Annotated in this window: 14 protein-coding genes; 3 read left to right on the top strand and 11 right to left on the bottom strand. The window is 55.0% G+C overall.

Annotated features, from left to right (window positions below; genetic code table 11):
- Positions 1-214: 214 nt before the first annotated feature.
- The 6 genes from R5L00_RS03580 to R5L00_RS03555 all read right to left on the bottom strand — a co-directional run bounded on the left by R5L00_RS03580 (position 215) and on the right by R5L00_RS03555 (position 9,437).
- Positions 215-3,427 (bottom strand): CusA/CzcA family heavy metal efflux RND transporter, encoded by a 3,213-nt coding sequence (locus R5L00_RS03580; RefSeq protein WP_317653395.1) that lies wholly within the window; start codon positions 3,425-3,427, stop codon positions 215-217.
- Between the two features lie 37 nt (positions 3,428-3,464).
- Positions 3,465-5,075: an efflux RND transporter periplasmic adaptor subunit gene (locus tag R5L00_RS03575; protein ID WP_317653394.1), complete on the bottom strand. Its 1,611-nt coding sequence runs from the start codon at positions 5,073-5,075 to the stop codon at positions 3,465-3,467.
- Positions 5,065-6,489, bottom strand: a complete 1,425-nt coding sequence (locus R5L00_RS03570; protein ID WP_317653392.1) for a TolC family protein — start codon at positions 6,487-6,489, stop codon at positions 5,065-5,067. The genes R5L00_RS03575 and R5L00_RS03570 overlap by 11 nt, the downstream gene beginning before the upstream one ends.
- 172 nt (positions 6,490-6,661) lie before the next feature.
- Positions 6,662-7,039, bottom strand: a complete 378-nt coding sequence (locus R5L00_RS03565; protein WP_107692250.1) for a hypothetical protein — start codon at positions 7,037-7,039, stop codon at positions 6,662-6,664.
- 93 nt (positions 7,040-7,132) lie between these two features.
- On the bottom strand, positions 7,133-8,995 hold the full coding sequence (locus tag R5L00_RS03560) for an alpha-amylase family glycosyl hydrolase (RefSeq protein ID WP_317653391.1): 1,863 nt from the start codon (positions 8,993-8,995) through the stop codon (positions 7,133-7,135).
- A gap of 79 nt (positions 8,996-9,074) precedes the next feature.
- Positions 9,075-9,437 (bottom strand): cupin domain-containing protein, encoded by a 363-nt coding sequence (locus R5L00_RS03555; RefSeq protein WP_107692252.1) that lies wholly within the window; start codon positions 9,435-9,437, stop codon positions 9,075-9,077.
- A 477-nt stretch (positions 9,438-9,914) separates the two neighbouring features.
- Here R5L00_RS03555 and lon point away from each other — a divergent pair, with 477 nt between their 5' ends.
- Positions 9,915-12,305, top strand: coding sequence for an endopeptidase La (lon, locus tag R5L00_RS03550; RefSeq protein WP_107692253.1), 2,391 nt, complete (start codon positions 9,915-9,917; stop codon positions 12,303-12,305).
- Between the two features lie 45 nt (positions 12,306-12,350).
- Here lon and R5L00_RS03545 read toward each other — a convergent pair whose 3' ends face one another.
- The 3 genes from R5L00_RS03545 to ppa all read right to left on the bottom strand — a co-directional run bounded on the left by R5L00_RS03545 (position 12,351) and on the right by ppa (position 14,526).
- Positions 12,351-13,094: an intradiol ring-cleavage dioxygenase gene (locus R5L00_RS03545; protein ID WP_258192475.1), complete on the bottom strand. Its 744-nt coding sequence runs from the start codon at positions 13,092-13,094 to the stop codon at positions 12,351-12,353.
- A gap of 130 nt (positions 13,095-13,224) precedes the next feature.
- Positions 13,225-13,827 carry a GNAT family protein gene (locus R5L00_RS03540; RefSeq protein ID WP_317653390.1) on the bottom strand — a complete coding sequence of 201 codons (603 nt, stop codon included), beginning with the start codon at positions 13,825-13,827 and terminating at the stop codon, positions 13,225-13,227.
- Between the two features lie 150 nt (positions 13,828-13,977).
- Positions 13,978-14,526, bottom strand: coding sequence for an inorganic diphosphatase (gene ppa / locus R5L00_RS03535; protein ID WP_107692255.1), 549 nt, complete (start codon positions 14,524-14,526; stop codon positions 13,978-13,980).
- An 87-nt stretch (positions 14,527-14,613) separates the two neighbouring features.
- Between ppa and R5L00_RS03530 the strand changes: the two genes are divergently transcribed.
- A complete protein-coding gene (locus tag R5L00_RS03530) occupies positions 14,614-15,426 on the top strand; it encodes an alpha/beta hydrolase (protein WP_107692256.1) in 813 nt (270 codons plus the stop codon).
- A gap of 69 nt (positions 15,427-15,495) precedes the next feature.
- A complete protein-coding gene (locus tag R5L00_RS03525) occupies positions 15,496-16,158 on the top strand; it encodes a glycerophosphodiester phosphodiesterase (RefSeq protein WP_107692257.1) in 663 nt (220 codons plus the stop codon).
- Between the two features lie 95 nt (positions 16,159-16,253).
- On the opposite strand, the gene R5L00_RS03520 is transcribed toward R5L00_RS03525, so the two are convergent.
- Together R5L00_RS03520 and rpmE are read right to left on the bottom strand one after the other, a co-directional pair.
- Entirely contained in the window at positions 16,254-17,747 is a 1,494-nt protein-coding gene (locus tag R5L00_RS03520) for a M48 family metalloprotease (RefSeq protein ID WP_258192476.1), read from the bottom strand.
- Between the two features lie 87 nt (positions 17,748-17,834).
- Positions 17,835-18,059, bottom strand: coding sequence for a 50S ribosomal protein L31 (gene rpmE, locus R5L00_RS03515; RefSeq protein WP_107692258.1), 225 nt, complete (start codon positions 18,057-18,059; stop codon positions 17,835-17,837).
- Positions 18,060-18,070 lie beyond the last annotated feature (11 nt).

Genomic DNA, 18,070 nt, shown 5'->3' with positions numbered 1-18,070 from the left:
GCAACAAGCGGACTTATCTTCTGCCCGGCTGGTTTTGGCTTGAATTACATGTGAGCCGAGCTATTGCTGTCGCTATTCACGTGGGACACAGGTGCCTGTTGCGCGACTCCAATCGGGGCGACACTCGATGTAATTCTCGTCGTGATCATCTGCGCGACGGATTTCTGCCGGGAAACATTTGAGGCTCGCAGTTGGAGGCAAGGCAATATGCGGGTCACTTTACGATCGTTCCCTGCTCCAGCGGAACCGGACTTTTTCTCGAAGTAGCCGACACATCCCTCCCGTGAACCAGCTGGTACAGCACCGGCAATACCAGCAGTGTCAGTGCGGTGGAGGACAGAATGCCTCCTATCACCACCGTAGCGAGCGGTCGCTGCACCTCCGCCCCCGTACTGGTGGCCAAGGCCATTGGAATGAAGCCGATTGCTGCTACCAGTGCTGTCATCAGTACCGGGCGCAATCGGGTGAAAGCGCCGGTTTCAATAGCTTCATCCAGCCCCCATCCTTTCTCCCGCAGATCCCGGATAAAGGCCAGCATTACCAGGCCGTTCAACACCGCTACACCGGACAATGCGATAAATCCCACTCCCGCAGAAATGGACAAAGGAATATCTCGCACCCACAAAGCCAGAACGCCTCCGCTGAGCGCAAATGGGACTCCGGTAAACATCAGCAACCCATCCCGAAAATTCCCGAACATCGTATAAAGCAGAACGAGAATGAGGCCAAGGGCGAGTGGAATAACGATCTGAAGTCGCTGGGCGGCTGAAATCAGTTGCTCGAATTGTCCTCCCCATGTCACCCAATATCCGGAGGGGACCTGCACCTTTTCAGCAACCCGTGCTTCCGCTTCGTTTACGAAAGAACCGAGATCTCGGCCTCGGACGTTAGCGGTGACTACTACTCGACGTTTGCCGTTTTCCCGACTCACCTGGTTGGGGCCCTGGACGATCTCAAGATTGGCCACCTCGCCTAACAGGACGTAGCCGAAGGCATTGGCCGTAGCTGCGCCGCCTATGTTGGAAGCAGGTAACCTGATCGGCAGCCGTTTGAGTGCTTCGATATCGCTACGCATGGATTCGGGCAGTCGAACCTGAAGGTCGAAGCGGCGGTCACCCTCATAAATAAGGCCCGCACTCCTCCCGGAGATCCCCATGGTTCCTCCGATTCCGATAGTGACGGCATCCTGGACATCCGCACCGTTCAAGCCGTAGCGCGCCATTTTTGCTCGATCCATCTGGATGGAAAGCACCGGTAATCCCGTGATCTGTTCGGTTCGCACATCCGCGGCGCCGGGGACGGTATTGAGAACCTTCTCGATCTGCTCTCCCACGTCAAGCAGCGTATCCATGTCATCGCCAAACACTTTCACCGCGACATCCGCGCGCACGCCCGATAGCAGTTCATTGAAACGCATCTGAATCGGCTGAGTGAACTCGTAGTTATTACCTGGTATCTCTTGCACTGCTTTTTCAATAGAGGCTACCAGCTGTGCCTTGGTGTGGTGCGGCCCCGGCCAGTCTGATTCAGGTTTAAGAATGACAAAGATGTCGGCAACGCTTGGCGGCATCGGGTCGGTTGCAATCTGAGCGACTCCGATCTTGGAAAAGGTCCTCTCCACCTCGGGAAATGCTTTGATCTTCTTCTCTACCTCATTCTGCATTTCAATGGATGTAGTCAGGCTTGTGCCGACAATGCGTATCGCGTGCAGCGCAATATCTCCCTCGTTAAGACTGGGCACAAACTCAGTGCCCATCCTGGTTGTCAGAAGGCCCGAGAGCACCACAATCACCACGGCGAGGGTAACCGTGAGACCCTTGTTGCGCATGGTAGCGGCAAGCATGGGTACGTAGACTTTCTTCGCCCAAATCACTGCCGGACTTTCCTTTTCTGCCACTTTGTCGGAGAGAAAGAGCGCGATTGCCGCCGGCACAAATGTCACCGAGAGGATCATCGCCCCCAGTAGCGCGATTACTACCGTGAATGCCATGGGGTGGAACATTTTTCCTTCCACTCCCGAGAGCGCGAAGATGGGCAGATAGACCACCATGATAATAAGCTCCCCATAAATCAGGACCCGGCGCGCCTCCCTGGATGCATCAAAAACGATCGAAAAGCGCTCGGTGGGCGTGAGTTCCCGTCCCCGCCTTTGCTGCTCATGGGCCAGATGGCGGATACTGTTTTCGATAATGACGATGGCGCCGTCCACGATGATGCCGAAGTCGAGCGCACCCAGGCTCATCAGGTTGGCGCTCACATGGTTAGCCACCATACCGCTAAAGGTGAACAGCATGGAAAGCGGGATGACAAGCGCAGCGATGAACGCTGCCCGCAAGTTGCCGAGGAACAGGAACAACACTACAATCACCAGAGCCGCGCCCTCAAGCAGATTGGTGGCGACGGTTCGAATAGACTTATCTACCAGGACGGTCCGATCATAGACGGGGGTGATGACTATCCCTGCGGGCAAATTTCGGTTAATTTCTGCCAGCTTGTTGGCGACCGCTTGAGAGACGGCGCGGCTGTTCTCGCCGATCAGCATGTGCGCGGTGCCCAGCACCACTTCTTCGCCGTTCTGAGTGGCGGCCCCGCTTCGCAGCTCCTTGCCGATAATCACATCGGCGACATCCTTGATGCGTATCGGCACCCCTTGGCGGTTTCCCAGAATGATATCTGCGATCTCGTCCAGGTTTGCTACTTGGCCAGGTATCCGAACCAGATGCTGCTCGCCGCTTTTTTCGATATAACCCGCGCCGACATTGAGATTATTGCGTTCCAGCGCGAGGACGACATCCTGCAGCGTCAGACCGAAAGACAGCAGCTTTTCAGGATAAGGCGTTACGTGGTACTGCTTGACGAAGCCGCCGATCGCGTTCACTTCGGTAACGCCTCTGACCATGCGCAGTTGAGGCCGGATGATCCAGTCCTGAATTTCGCGCAGGTCCGTCGTGCTATACGCCGAACCGTCCGGTTTTAATGCATCTTCCTCGGCATCGACCGTCCACATGACTATTTCTCCCAATCCGGTAGAGATTGGCCCCATCGTTGGTACGATCCCCGTAGGCAGGTTGCCCTGCGCCTCCTGAATTCGCTGGTTCACCAGCTGGCGCGCGAAATAAATGTCAGTACCATCCTCAAAAATAACCGTGACTTGCGACAGCCCATAGCGCGAGATGGAGCGTGTATGGTGCAGATGGGGAAGCCCGGCCATCACTACCTCGATGGGAAAGGTCACGCGCTGCTCGGCTTCCACCGGAGAATATCCCGGTGCCGCGGTATTGATTTGGACCTGAACGTTGGTAATGTCCGGCACCGCATCAATAGGCAGCCTCTGGTAGCTATATATACCCAGTGCCGCCATCGCCAGCACCCCTCCGAGCACGAACCCTCGTTGCTGTATCGATATGCGTAAAATCCGTTCAATCATGATCTGTGACCTTGGTTACTCTCAGCTGGGTGCTCGTCTAATGGTCATGGGAGGCGCCGGATTTGCCGAGCTCGGCCTTGATGGCAAAACTGTTCTTCGCCGCGTACCGCTCACCGGCGGTAAACCCATTGAGAACCTCAACCATTTGCCCATCGCTGCGGCCCAACCTGAGCGGGCGCGCTTCAAAGTATTGCCCGTAGCGACCGAACACCACTGTATGGTCGTCCAGGGTTTGAATGCCATCCGCCGAGACGGCAACTGGCACCTGTAGTTCCTCGATCGCCACCTCTGCGGTGATAAACATACCGGGACGCCAGCGTCCGTCCTCGTTTTCCAGCACCACCCGCGCCGTGGCGGTCCGGGTTTGTACGCCAATAAGCGCGCTAATGTAAGAGATAGTTCCTTCGCCTTCGGCATCGATTGCGGTTGATCTTATGGTGGCTTTCTCCCCTAGCCTAAGCACATCCAGGTCCTTTGCGTACACCGTTATTTGCGCCCATACACTCGATATGTCGGCAATGGTAAAAATCTCCGCGTCTTCCTTTAGCACCTGACCCTGGGCTACGGCTTTAGCGGTGATAAGTCCTGAAATGGGGGCGCGGATATCATATCGGGCCAGTTCGCCTCTTTGATGAACTGCCTCAGGCGGAAATCCTATAGTGCGTAGTTTGGCTAATGCGAGATCCGAGGCAATCTCAGCTTCAGTCAAGGCCTGCTGCGCAGCCAGATAATCCTGCTTGGCGGAAATCTTTTCTTGCCACAATTGTTTTTCACGCTCAAAGGTCACCTGCGCCAGACCCAGTCGTTTCCGCGCCGCTAGGAATTGCGCGCGTATTTCGGCCAATACCTGACTTTCAATGACTGCAAGCACCTCGCCTTTCTTTACCTGTTGACCGTGGTGCGAATAGACGGCAGTTACGATGCCTGGCATACGGGGCACGACTTGTACAATAGTGTGTTCGTCGAATCCGATCTCACCCGGTAGCTTGAGTGTGGGTCTGATCGTAGCCGGTCCGGCAGTACGTACTTCCACACCGATGCTCTTCAGCACTTCATCCGATATCTCTGCCCGTGCCTCGACCTGGCTGTAACCCCAGCGAAAAGTTTCGCCCTTGTGATCGGCGGCAATCACCATATCGAACGAGTGAGGTTCTTCCACTACCTGATCGCCGAGCAGATAGTCAGCTTCGGGTTTGAAGTTGAATACCTGTGCCGGCGCGCCGAGACGCGAAAGAGTGACGGTGACATGTGCGCCAGACGGAGGCAGCGGCTTTCCGTTCTCATAGAGATAGAGCCGGAACTGGGGCGGGATGCCTTTTTCAAAAATGGTAACTTCTACACCGAAGCCATTTCGGGTAAACAGTTTCCCGCCTTTAGGCCCCTTGCCTGGTTCGCGGCTTTTGCTTTTATCCCCTGCCGACTTATCTTTGGTTTCATGATGTGGGTGCGGGCCGTTGGTAGAGTTAGCCTCGTCCTCGTCACCATGATCGTGATTGTCATGCGCTGCATGAGACAAGTCAGACTTGTCGTGGCCACCGTGCGTAGCCTCTGGTGTCGCTGCTTTGTCCCAGGTCAGTATGAGCCCCCCCAACACAGCTCCAATTGCGATAACGACGACAATTAAGATTATTTGTCGTTTATTCATCATCGCTCCTTGAGGCTGTATTTGCGTTGCTGCCTTTACTGGCCGAAGGGCTCAATGCACAGTCGATGGGGGCTGCAATCAGCCGTTCTATTTCATTGACCAGGCGCTGATAATTCGCCAGTGCCCGCACATACAACACTTCGTTTTGAAACAGGGTGCGCTGCGCATCCAGCACTTCCAGAAAACCGAACTTTCCCAGCTCATAGCCTTTGTTCGTGACTTCAAAGGCGCTCCTGGCTCTGGGCAATATATTGTCGCGCAATATGCGCGTTTCATCCTGCGCAGCCGACAAAGCCTCATACGCCTGTGACAGCTCGGTTTTAAGGCGCAATTCAGTCGCCATCTGTTCGTCCATAGCCTTGTCCACGCGTTGGTAGGCTTCGTGGAGGTTGCCCTGATTGCGGTCGAATATCTGTAGCGGTATGGAAATGCCAGCAATAGCAGTCGTGCCGCCGGTTTGCGAGTGGTTCAGAACGCCGGCAACAACGGTGAGATTGGGTATGCGCCGTGTCTGCTCCACTTCCAGCACTGCTTTACGCTGTTCCATATTTTTGATGGCGCGCAGGGCCATGGGGCTGGCGAGAGCGCGCTCCGCAAGCGCTTCGAAACTCGGCAGGGCAACCAACGATTCAAGGTTTCCCAGTGCCTTGTTAAATTGCGGAGAAGAACTGCCCCATAGCAGAGCCAGGCGTTTGCGCGCTGCGGCCAAATCGCGCTGTGCTTGTACCATGGCGATCTCCGTAGCGGAGAATGCTACCTCGACCTTGGTCTCTTCAATTGGGGGCACTTTGCCCGACTGAACGCGCTTTGAAACCGTGTGGACCACCCTCTGCGCCAGCCGCTGGCTTTCCTCGGCAAGTCGCAACTGTTCCTGCGCGGCTAGCACGTCGGTAAACACATTTGCCACCTGAGCGATAAGTTCCACACGCCTGGCTTCGTAAGCTTGTTCCGCCACTTCCTCGCCGAGCGACGCCGCTTTGACCCTCGCGGCCCGTTTTCCGCCGAGTTCGATCAATTGATTGATCCGAAGCGTGGTGTCTTGCTGCTCTACTTCTTTTGCGCCTACGGCAGCGTTGCGATTAACCTTCTGAAGATTCCCAGCATTCTCGGCAAATAAAGTCAGCTCCGGGTTTGGCAGCAGTCCGGCTTGAAGCGTGACGCCCTTAAGGGCCTGAGTTTCTTTGGCAAAAGCCGCCAACTCCGGGTTACGCTGCAATGCGAGGCGCGCGGCATTGCGCAAAATGAGGTCGTTCTTTTCTTCGAGCAAAGACGGAGCGGAGTAATCCACGCTCGCGTCAGGCGGTGCGCCGGAAAAAGTATTTTGGGCAAAGGCCGAAGATATGAAGCCCAGTGCCAAAATAAATGATCCGGCTGGCAAAAAGTGTCGGCACACCGTGGGCAACACGGTAAATTTCATGGGTTTCTCCGCAAGTAATGCACTAACTCAATTGCACCATCAGCCATTTCAATGAGCGAATGGAGCAGATAAACTGTGCAGCAAGCCCGCGAAGCCAGATAACACCTGACGTGGCTTAGGCGACCTTGCCTAAACAGTATTCAGGTTGTTATACCGGTGGGAACTCGCCGATCTAACTTGCGAAGGTGTTTCGGGGGGGATGAAGCGGGGAATCAGGAATGGATTCGGGAACGATGATAGAAATGAACAATGTCAACCCTTCCATGCCGGTGGAAGTGGGTACGATTAAAGGGGGGGTGAAGAAAAAGGGCTGATATTGTCCTGCGGCATGCAGGCATAAGTGCGTCGCGGCATCCAGATGACCATCGTCATTAATAGCGGCGTGTTGATGCGCCTCAAGATGGGCCGCGGGGTCAAGAGAAAGGACATGATGCTCATGATCGAGTTCATGAGCGAACACTTCCCCGTTAAAGGCCCAGCTGAATGCGTTCGTCAGCATCGTAACGAACAATATCAGCATGACAGAATAATTATGGCGGCGCTTGCTCATGGCTTCGGAGATTCTATACCCTGGAACGAGGGCTGCCAATAGATGTTTTTTCCGTTAGCTCCCGCGACAACTTGCGTCCCCTCAAGGGTTTGTTCAGGGGTGTCCAGAATCAACCTTACGCCACACTCGGCCGTAGTTGGGTGGAATAGTCAGCCAGCGCGTCTCACCTTCACCCACGACAAAATTATCCTGGTTGTGCAGTTGTTCTATATAGTTTCCCGGGCGGGTGAACATAAATGCCACACTTTGCTCGATGTCGGTAAAATTTACTGCGATCAGGCTTATTGCGTCGCTATTCTCTCGTTGAAAAAGCAGAATACCGCGCGAAAGATAACGCTCGTAATCGTTATGAAAATAGTGGCTGCCGCGACGCCACTCGGCGCAATTTTTACGCAGACTCAGCAGACTTCGCGTCAGCTTGACCAAGCTTCTCCCCGCGGGGTCGTAGAAATAATCCCAACGCAGCGGTCGCAATAACAATACCCGCCCGAGGCCCGCCTCGGGCAGAAAGTAATTCTCGCCGAATTCCTGACCCTGCCATAGCAGGGGGATGCCTTTGGCGGCGAGAAATGCGATCAGGTAGGGTTGAAGCCGGTACCACTGCGCGCGGTCACCCTCTGCAAATAACGGATTTCCGTCGCGTTGATTGAGGCCGAACTCGCAAACGAAACGGCTGTGGTCGTGGTTCTCGATATACTGCAGCGGACGCTTGGCAAGGACTTCCCCGTTCTGAGTTGTCTGTTCGATGTAGCCGAGTGCACCCAGCCGATGGCCCAAACTCTCGATGGCGCCTGGTGCCCCGCGCGCGCAGGTGGTAGCCGCGCCGAAGCTTGCGTTCTGCCAGGCGGCGTTGCTGTAGCTCTGTTCAAGGATCTGCTCCGGAGCCTCCAATTGCTCTGCGATCTGGATCAACCGAGACCCTTCCGGCGTGCCGAAGCGGGAAAGGCTGGCGAGCGAGTTTTTGACATAATCATGAGTATTAAAGACCAGGTTGGCGTATCCGACGCCTAGCGCGCCGTCCCAATAGTTCGGCACGCAGTCATAACGGAAACCGTCGATATGATAGGTATTCAGCCAGTGCAGGTTGACGCTATAGAAAAAATCGCGCGTCAATGCGCGGTTGAAATCGGTGCTGACACCGAGATCACTAAAATAGTCTTTGGCAAAGGGCCCCATGAAGGGATTCTCTTTGTATCCAAGCCGGCGGTAGAGATCGGCATAAGGAAAGTCCAGACCCGTATGGCCGTATACGGCATCGATGATTACCGCCAGCCCATGCTGGTGTGCGGCGTCAACAAAACGCTGGAAATCGTCGCGCCGTCCGAAACGTTCATCGACACCAAAATACCCGAGCGGCAAATAGCCCCAGTCGACATCAAGAGAAACATTGTTGACGGGCAAGAGCGATAGTGCGTTTACACCGAGGTCGGCCAGATAGTCCAGGCGGTCGATGGCACCTTCGAGACTGCCGCCGAATTCGGCAAGATTCAATTCGTACAGAATCAGGTCAGGTAGAGCGGGTGTTTTCCAGATCTGCTCGGCTTCGCTCCAGATATATGGCGCGTAGCCGAGCGTAAAGGCCGAAAGTTTGCCTGTTGCATACTCGCGCGAAAAAGGGTCGATGATCCAATCCAGTACACCTGCGTTGGGATTGTGCAGTTCAAAGCGATAGACATGCCGGCCGGGCAAACCGAAATGGGAGTTGCCCTGAAAATCGTGGATAGTGTGGAAATCCACCTTCGCCCACCAGAAATCTCCATAGTTGGTATCAGTTTTGTGCTGCAGCTCGAAGGCGAGCGGCTGAATTGACTGAATAAACTGGTCTCGCTCATGAATGATTTTCACGAATAGCCTGTTACCCGCCAAGGCTGAAATCCAGGGCAGAAATATGCCGAAATCGACTACGCCTGGCTCGGACTTTCGGGGGCCCAGCCGATTCAGTGGAAGGTGTTTCATACCCGATAGCTCCGTGATTAAACGCCAGCCGGCTTGACACTTTTGCTGGCGGACGAGGATGGGCGGCGTGCGCCGCTTTTCAGGCGGCAGTCACGCCATTCTTTTCGCCGCCCTTGGGTCCCCAGAACACGACCCAGGTGCCGAAATCATCTGAAAAGTTTTCGAAGCGATGCTGGACGTTTGCTCCCACAAAAAGGCAATCTCCCGCCTTGAATGCATAACGCTCGCCGCCGATGACGAGTTCGCCCGTTCCGCGGTGGACGAAGTAAATTTCGTCCTGCTCATGTGGAGTTTGGGGATCATTGCCGACAGGGGCGTAATACTCAACTGACATGCTGCCATGGGCAAGCGCCACGGCAAATCGCTCTCCCATTGGCCACTCCGGCGTGACCGGGCCGGGGATGCGAGAAAATACTTCTTCAACGGTGCTTTTAACTTTCATTGCGAGATCCTGGCACGTGGCAAGGTAATGACAGTTTGCTATCACATTTCGCTGGTCATAAAACCTCCAGCAAAATTTATTTTACCCGCCCCCTTCGCGGCGCACCGATTTTTTTTCGCTGTGTATCGGAGCTGCGGTGGGTAAAACTGCGAAGCAACCGAACCCATACAGGAAGATCGCAGCTAAAAGTTGTTGGAGATTCCCCGCTCAGTCAGGTTATGTGTGCGTTCCCGAACTGAAGCGAGCGAACCCGAGGATTAAGCTGGTGTATGTTAGGTCCAATCGGCCTTCTACTCTGCTCATGGGAAATTCGTTAACGGGGCTGGTATGAGACAGTCTGGCTCTGAAACAAGGTCCCGATCTCCAGGAGTCTAAGTCTTAGTGGTCGCCGAGCGACAGCGCTGTTCGATGAACAACAGACCTTGGCGGATCTGCGCCCCGGTTAAAACTGTTTCTCCATAATCGAGAGTCTTCTCCATGACCGAGAGTCAAACGGGACAGCTTATCCTAGCCAAACCGGAATTGCCCGAGGATGTGGTCGCATTGGTGCCGATGCGGAATGTCGTAATGTTTCCGCATGTGTTAATGGCTATTACGGTCGGCCGCGCCAAGTCCATTGCCGCGGTGGAGCATTCCTTGCGTTCCAACGTCCCGATAGGGATTGTCCTGCAAAAGGATCCCAATGTTGATGACCCGGGGTTGGAAGCTTTGTTCAAGATGGGCACGGTGGTGAATATCGTGCGTCATCTCAGTTCCACCGATGGGTTGCGGCATGCAGTGTGCCAGGGTTTGGAGCGATTCTGCATCGAAGACATGGTTGAAGGCTACCCGTTTTTAGCCGCTCGCATTCGGCGTATCGAAGAACCCGCCGAGGTGTCAACGCAGGCCGAGGCCCTCGCCATGCAACTGCGCGAGCGAACGATCGAAATCCTTTCATTGCTGCCGGGAGCGCCAGCGGAGCTCGCGCACGCGCTGCAGACAACGCGGGCACCGTCACATCTTGCCGACATTACGGCAAGCCTGCTTGACACGGAAGTGGCGGAGAAGCAGATGCTGCTCGAAACCGTCAATACCGAGGAGCGGTTGCAGAAGGTGCTCCAGATATTGTCACGCCGTATTGAAGTGCTGAGGTTATCGCAGGAAATCGGCGAACGCACGAAAGAGCATCTGGATGATCGCGAACGCAAATTTTTATTGCGCGAGCAATTGAAGACGATCCAGAAGGAGCTCGGCGAGACAGATAGTGATGACCAGGAGATAGCAGAGCTGGAAGAGGCCATCGCCAATGCCGGCATGCCGGAGGATATCGAGGCGCAGGCGCGCAAGGAGTTGCAGCGTTTAAAGCGGATGCCGCCTGCTTCAAGCGAATATTCGATGCTTCACACTTACCTGGAATGGATGACCGAACTGCCCTGGCGGCTGCCAGAGGATGCACCAATCGATCTCGATGCCGCGCGTCAAATTCTCGAGGCCGATCATTTTGGACTCGAACGAGTGAAGCAGCGCATTTTGGAGTTCCTCGCAGTGCAAAAGCTTAAACCCCAGGGTCGCGCGCCGATACTATGTTTTGTAGGCCCGCCAGGGGTAGGGAAAACTTCCCTCGGCCAGAGCATCTCACGCGCCTTGCAACGTCCATTCGTGCGCGTTTCGTTGGGTGGCGTCCACGATGAAGCCGAAATGCGGGGGCATCGCCGCACATATATCGGCGCGATGCCGGGAAACATTGTGCAAGGATTGCGTAAGGCGGATGCGCGAAATTGCGTCATGATGCTTGACGAGGTCGACAAAATGTCGGCCAGCCTCCACGGCGATCCTTCGGCCGCGCTGCTGGAAGTGCTGGACCCGGAGCAGAATTCTACCTTTCGGGACAACTACCTGGGCGTGCCGTTTGACCTGAGCCGGGTCGTTTTCATTGCTACCGCAAACGTGATCGATAATGTCCCGCCCCCGGTCCGCGACCGCATGGAGATTATCGATCTTCCGGGTTATACGCGCGAGGAAAAACTTCAGATCGCGTTACGTTACCTGGTCGGTCGGCAAAGGGAAGCGAACGGTTTAAGCGAAGAGCAGTGCGAGATAACGGTCGCGGCGATCGATAGTATTATTGCAAATTACACGCGCGAAGCCGGGGTACGCCAATTGGAACGCGAGATCGGTCGCGCGATGCGGCACGTTGCGATGCGCATTGCCGAAGATGCGCAACTCAAGGTAAGGGTTGACGTCGCAGACCTGGAGGTCATCCTCGGTCCGGCGAAATTCGAGCACGAGACTGGGCTGCGCATTGGTTTGCCGGGTGTGGCGACCGGTCTGGCCTGGACACCTGTGGGCGGTGACATTCTATTCATCGAAGCCACACGGGTCAGCGGCCGCGGACAGCTGATTTTAACCGGGCAGCTTGGCGACGTAATGAAGGAAAGCGCGCAGGCCGCGCTCACGCTAGTGAAAGCCAAGGCAGATAGCCTCAATATCCCCTATGGCACCTTTGAGGGCATTGACGTGCATGTGCATGTGCCCGCTGGCGCTATTCCCAAGGATGGCCCGAGCGCTGGCGTGTCAATGTTTATTGCGCTTGCCTCGCTTTTTACCGATCGTCCGGTAAATCACGACGTAGCAATGACAGGCGAAATAAGTCTGCGCGGACTGGTGCTTCCAGTGGGGGGTATCAAGGAAAAGGTGCTTGCCGCACAGCGTGCGGGCCTGCGGGTGGTGCTATTGCCGGCGAGGAACGAGAAGGATTTGCGCGACGTTCCCGAATCCGCGCGCGCTGCGTTGCAATTTGTCATGCTGGACACGGTCGACGACGCGATTCAGGCATCGTTGGGTCAACGGGAGAGGCGCCACACCATATCCGAATTCAAGCTTGTCTAGCCCACGCTGGTGCAGCGGCTCGGCGACCGGCTATGCTGGGACTGACTACGCGGGAATTCCCTTTAGGCCAACATCAAACGTTGCAACATATCCTTGGTTCGTCTCGACGAGAGTAAGCACTAACTGATCGCCTCCTGCACGGTATATGCCGTCTTGCTCATTTCTCGTGCGCGGGAGACGTGACTTTGCCGAGGTGTATGGCGGCTGCGCATGTACCCGGTCCGTCAGGGTGTCGTCGAAATAGAACTGCGATGTAAACTCATGAGCCGAGCGGTGTTTTCCCTTCGTGCGAATTTTGAAGTGAATATGCACTGTTCTGCCCGGATACGACCCGGGATAAATGGTGAGGAATCGCGCGATGCCCTTAGCGTCCGTCATCTGGTAGCCGCGTAGAAATTTCTTTCCGCGGGTCTGGAACGCAGGGTCCATGACATCAGAATAGACACCCTGTGCGTCGCACTGCCAGATATCAACGACGGCATCCTGCAGAGGTACACAGCCTGTTTGACCGACGTTGAGTATGCGGATTTCGAGCGCGAGCGGCAGCCCTTCTTTTACCGACCCGTCCGAAGGATCGGAACGGACATCCGAGCGATGCAAGCGCTCATCAACAAAATAAGGACCTTCGGTTTGCGCAGGGGTGACCACGCAGGCAGGGGTTCGTCGCGCTGATTCGCCGCCACCGCCGGAGCTCGCCGATGAGTGCGCCGAAAGCGCGTTCACCCCGGTGACGCCAAGCAGGGCAAGCATTTTCCGGCGATTTCTGAACCAGTCCTGACGATCATCCACGTGCGAATGCCTCCCCTCGATTCATCGCGTCAGCCACCTTTCCTATTATCGCTGTGTACATTGGTGGCCGACCCGATGCATTAAGTTCCCGCTTATCGACGACCCCCTTAACCCAAGTTTGCTATCCGCCTTAATCCTCGCCGCGATCATAGGCTATGAGCTTACTCGTCAGGTTGCTTTTTACGGCGGGCCACTCATGGCCAAGAATCGAGTAAATAACCGTATCTCGAATTGAACCGTCGCGCATCATTTGGTGGCTGCGCAGAATTCCGTCTTGCTTGGCTCCCAGGCGTTCAATCGCGGTTCTGGAGACCTGGTTGAAATAATGCGTCCTGAACTCGACCGCGATGGCGTTTTTTTCCTCAAACGCATATTGAAGCAGCAGCAGCTTGCATTCGGTGTTCACCCTCGTCCTGCAGACTGAGTTCGCGTACCAGGTGTAGCCGAGCATCGGCCGTCGGTTGATTTCATCCACGTTATAGAAACGCGTCGTTCCCGCGATTTTGTGCGTGCTGTTAAGCCTGACGGCAAATGCAACATTTCCCTTGGCTGAACTTTCAACAGCCCGCATCACATAGTCTTCCATCTGGTCGCAGGAGGGGACGTTCGCAAACCAGAGCTTCCAGAGCTCTCCATCCATGACAGCCGCCTTCAGAGGCTCGACATGATTGATTCCAAGGGGAATCAGCGTCACGGCTGCGCCCGTCAATTGTACAGGTTCAAGCCAGGTCATCTTTTATTGCTCTCCGCCGAGCGCGGCGTGAGGCCGCGAAATACGCTAAATGAACCATTGGGCGCCGGGAGGGAGTTGCGATGCACTGTCCGCCCGCGTCACACGCTCATCCATTGGGATATTGACGCTGCGTCGAGGGTGAATCAGGTTTTAGAACATAGGCTTTTTCTTCGCCGAATTATAGCGTTTCACCCCGTCTACAATTTCTGCTTTGGCTTCCTTGACTCCCACCCAGCCATTTATCTTGACCCACTTGCCGGGTTCAAGATCTTTGTAGTGCTCGAAGAAATGCGAGATTTGCGCACGTACCAGTTCAGGTAGATCCTCATGGGATTTTTTTTTGCGGTAGAGACTGCACAACTTGTCGATGGGCACCGCTAATATTTTGGCGTCCTCGCCGGCTTCATCAGTCATTTTTAACATACCGAGCGGTCTGCAGCGGACGACTACGCCGGAAATGAGTGGAACCGGCGAGATCACCAGCACATCCACCGGGTCTCCGTCGTCCGATAGAGTATGGGGAACGTAGCCATAATTGCATGGGTAGTGCATTGACGTTGACATGAAACGATCAACGAACATTGCGCCGGTCTCCTTATCCACTTCGTATTTGATGGGATCAGCATTCATGGGTATTTCTATGATGACGTTGAAATCATTCGGGACGTCACGGCCAGAATTTACCCGATCGAGATTCATTTGATAGTCCTACTCTAGGTGACTGAAACTGGTTATTATAACCGTGAGTTGCGAGAAAAAATTCAACTTCCACCTGATTACCTTCCTATGCTTTTCAAATTGGGCATTCTGGCTGCTACTGGTTACGCTGTTCTTGCTGGAGTCCTATTCCTCATCCAGTCACGCTTTGTTTACTATCCGGAAACTGGACGGGCCATTATCGGCACGCCGGATGCTCATGGGCTCGACTATGAGTCGGTAAAAATTGCTACGGAAGATGGAGAAACATTGAACGGCTGGTTTGTTCCGGCGAAAGACGCAACGGCGACGGTATTGTTTTTCCATGGCAACGCAGGAAACATTTCGACCCGGATGGGATACCTGCTGATGTTTTACCGTCTCGGGTACAACACATTGATCATTGACTATCGCGGCTATGGCGAAAGCAGCGGAACGCCATCCGAGCAGGGTACTTATCGCGATGCCCAGGCCGCGTGGCGATATCTCACCGAGCAAAGAAATATTCCATCAACGCGCATTGCGCTGCTTGGCGAATCGCTGGGGGGGGCGGTCGCAACCTGGCTCGCCGTGCGCGAAAAACCCGCCTTATTGGTGTTAGCTTCCGCGTTCACCTCGGTGGACGATATGGCGGCGGCAATTTACCCGTTTCTGCCGACGCACCTGTTGACCCGTTTCCAATACAACACCCGGGACTACCTGCGGGGCGTTACCTGCCCGGTATTCGTTGCGCACAGTCCGCAGGATGAAATCGTGCCGTTTGCGCAGGGCCAGGCCCTGTACGCATCGTCACCCGAGCCAAAACAGTTCGTGGAGTTGCAGGGCGGGCACAACAACGGGTTCATATACATGCGCGAGGAGTGGGTGCGCGCATTGGGCGACTTTATGGCCAGGAATTTATAAATCCGCGAGATGCCAGCTCGGAACTTGATAACGGGCCGCCCGCGATTTGATTAATGTTGGAGCAATCTCATGCTGGTAATAGCGCATCGCGGTTATCACGCGAAGGTGCCCGAAAATACACTGGCGGCTTTTGAAGCCGCAGTGAATGCGGGCGCAGGCGGTATCGAGACTGACGTGCGCATCAGTCGCGAGGGGGTGCCGGTGCTGATCCATGATCGCATTATTGCATCAGGCCAAGCAGTGGCGGATCTGACGCGAAAGGAGATCGAGCAGGCAGTGGGCTACGGGATACCCACGCTGGATGAAGCGCTGGAGTATTTTCCCGGTGTATTGTGGAATGTGGAAATTAAAACTGCACAGGCCCTATCGACCGTCATAAAAGTGCTCGAAAGGCATCAGGCTGGCCACCGCCTTGTGGTGACGTCTTTCCGCCATGATCTGGTAGCGGTTTGCGCCTCATCGCTCAAGGTTAATTGCGGGCTGTTGCTGGCACATCGGCCGCTTACGCTGAGTTCCGTGCTGGCTGACTTCAACTGTGACGGAAATCCGAGGGTTAATCATCTCGTCTGGAACTACGAGGTTCTGGATGATACCCTTTTGAAAGAGGCAGCCGAGGACGGGTACCGCAATTTTGTTTATGGCGCCGTAACCAGAGCCGAGCATGACATTTGCCGGGAAGCGAATGTGGACGGAATCATCACAGACTACCCGCTTCTTGTGCAGAACGTATAGCTGCTCTTTTCGTGGGGTGGCACGAACACCAAATGCATCTATTAAAATATCGTGGAATGCTTCAGCAGGGTTCGTGACCTTGGGAAGCAGATGTACTACTTCACAATTTTGATGAGCTGACCCGTAATCGGTTCACCTTCGGGATACTGGCCATTGAGCAAGCGCAAATAGCCTTCAGCGTGGGCGCCCAGAGGAGACTCTCTCGCCAGTTCGGCATAGGTGAGGCCCTTGGCTGCCGTAATGGTTCGGATCTCAAGTGCCTTGATTCCTTCTTTCTCCGCATCGGTTAGCGGGCGAAAACTTTCAATCGCGCGGGCGATGACTGGATGATGGCGCTCGAATGCGGCCCGTGAATCGCCCCGTCCTGCCACGAGATACGCGTTATTGTCGAGATAAATCACTCCGGCCGTGAAGCGTTCTCCGTTCTGCGTATTCGCGGTCACCACAGCAGTAGGCAACCCATTGCTGACCGTCGACGAAATTTCTGTAGAGCTTCCAAGGCGAAATCGTTCGCGTGCAAGATCAGCGGGGGAACCGCGGGGACTATCGAATCGACTTAACACCATCAATGCGTCCCCATCAGGGCTGGTAGCGACAACTTCGTTGGGCTTGTTTCGTATTCGCCACTCGGGCGGAAACGACAATGTGAAGCCCATCTCCTTGTGATGAAATGTATTTCCTCGTACCACCCCCTGGTTGACAGGATCCCCGAAAGTCAAACCTTCGGTTTGGCGCAGAAACTCCGTGCGTCGATCGTCTATCGCGCCGGGCTGGGCATATTGCTGGGCCTCACCGACCACTTCCTGCAAGCGAGTGTCATTGTCGGGATGGGTGGAAAAAAGCCCATGATAGCGACGCGGCTCCCGACCCTCTTGTTGGGCGGCCGCAATATCGAACAGTTCCTGATTTTTGAGTACGCGGATGACTTTGATCATTGCCTGGGGATCATAGCCGCTTCGCGCCAGATATTCCGCTCCCAGGCGATCGGCTTCCAGCTCATGGCTGCGGCCGTAGCCGGAAAGCAGGGCATCACCCGTAACGCCCAACAGGCTTTGAACACCTTGTGCAAGCGCTCCGCCCAGCTGCGGCACAAATATTCCAGCCACAACCCCGCCGATCGTGGCAGCAACGTTCGCGGCGGTGGCGGCACTATATTGCCGCACGCTATGGCGTGCCGTGACATGGCCTAGTTCATGCCCGAGCACGGCAGCGAGCTCGGCTTCTGAATTAAGGTAGGCCAGAATACCCCGCGTGACATAAATATAACCGCCGGGTAGGGCAAAAGCATTTACCTGAGGACTGTCGACGACGGTGAAATGATAATTGAGCTGAGGCCGGTGGCTGTTTTTCGAGAGTTTTTGCCCGATCTCGTTGACGTAATCTTGCAAAGCCGGCGACTCGCTGTAAATCCCATAAACTTCGGGCACATTGGCAGCCGCTTTCTCTCCCCTGCGGATCTCGTCGGCTTCCGTCATGAGCGTGAAGTTCTGCTTGCCGGTCACCGGATTGGCTGCGCAGCCGCCTAACAGAAGCAGGCCGACGAGAGGAACGATGAATTTGAGTCCGCTTATCCTTCTCATTGTGGTCATTTCGCCATCTAAAATAACCATGACCGCCGGAAATGAAAAAGGGCAGCTTCAAGCTGCCCTTGTTTTTTGATCGCGCTTCCCTGGACGTTAAGCTGCAGCCTGCTTCTCAGGCTTTTTGCCGTATTTCTGCCGAAATTTCTCGACCCGACCGGCCGTGTCAACAATTTTCTGCTTACCCGTATAGAAGGGATGGCACACTGAGCAAACCTCGATATGCAAAGGCCGACCCATGGTGGATCGCGTCTGAAAAGTACTGCCGCAACTACAGGTCACGGTGATTTCCTGGTAGTTTGGATGAATGTCTGGTTTCATGGGTAAATCCT

The sequence above is a fragment of the Nitrosospira sp. Is2 genome (genome assembly GCF_033095785.1).
Taxonomy (GTDB): Bacteria; Pseudomonadota; Gammaproteobacteria; order Burkholderiales; family Nitrosomonadaceae; genus Nitrosospira.
Note: the sequence above shows the minus strand (reverse complement) of the source record. Positions and strands in the feature narration are given on the sequence as shown.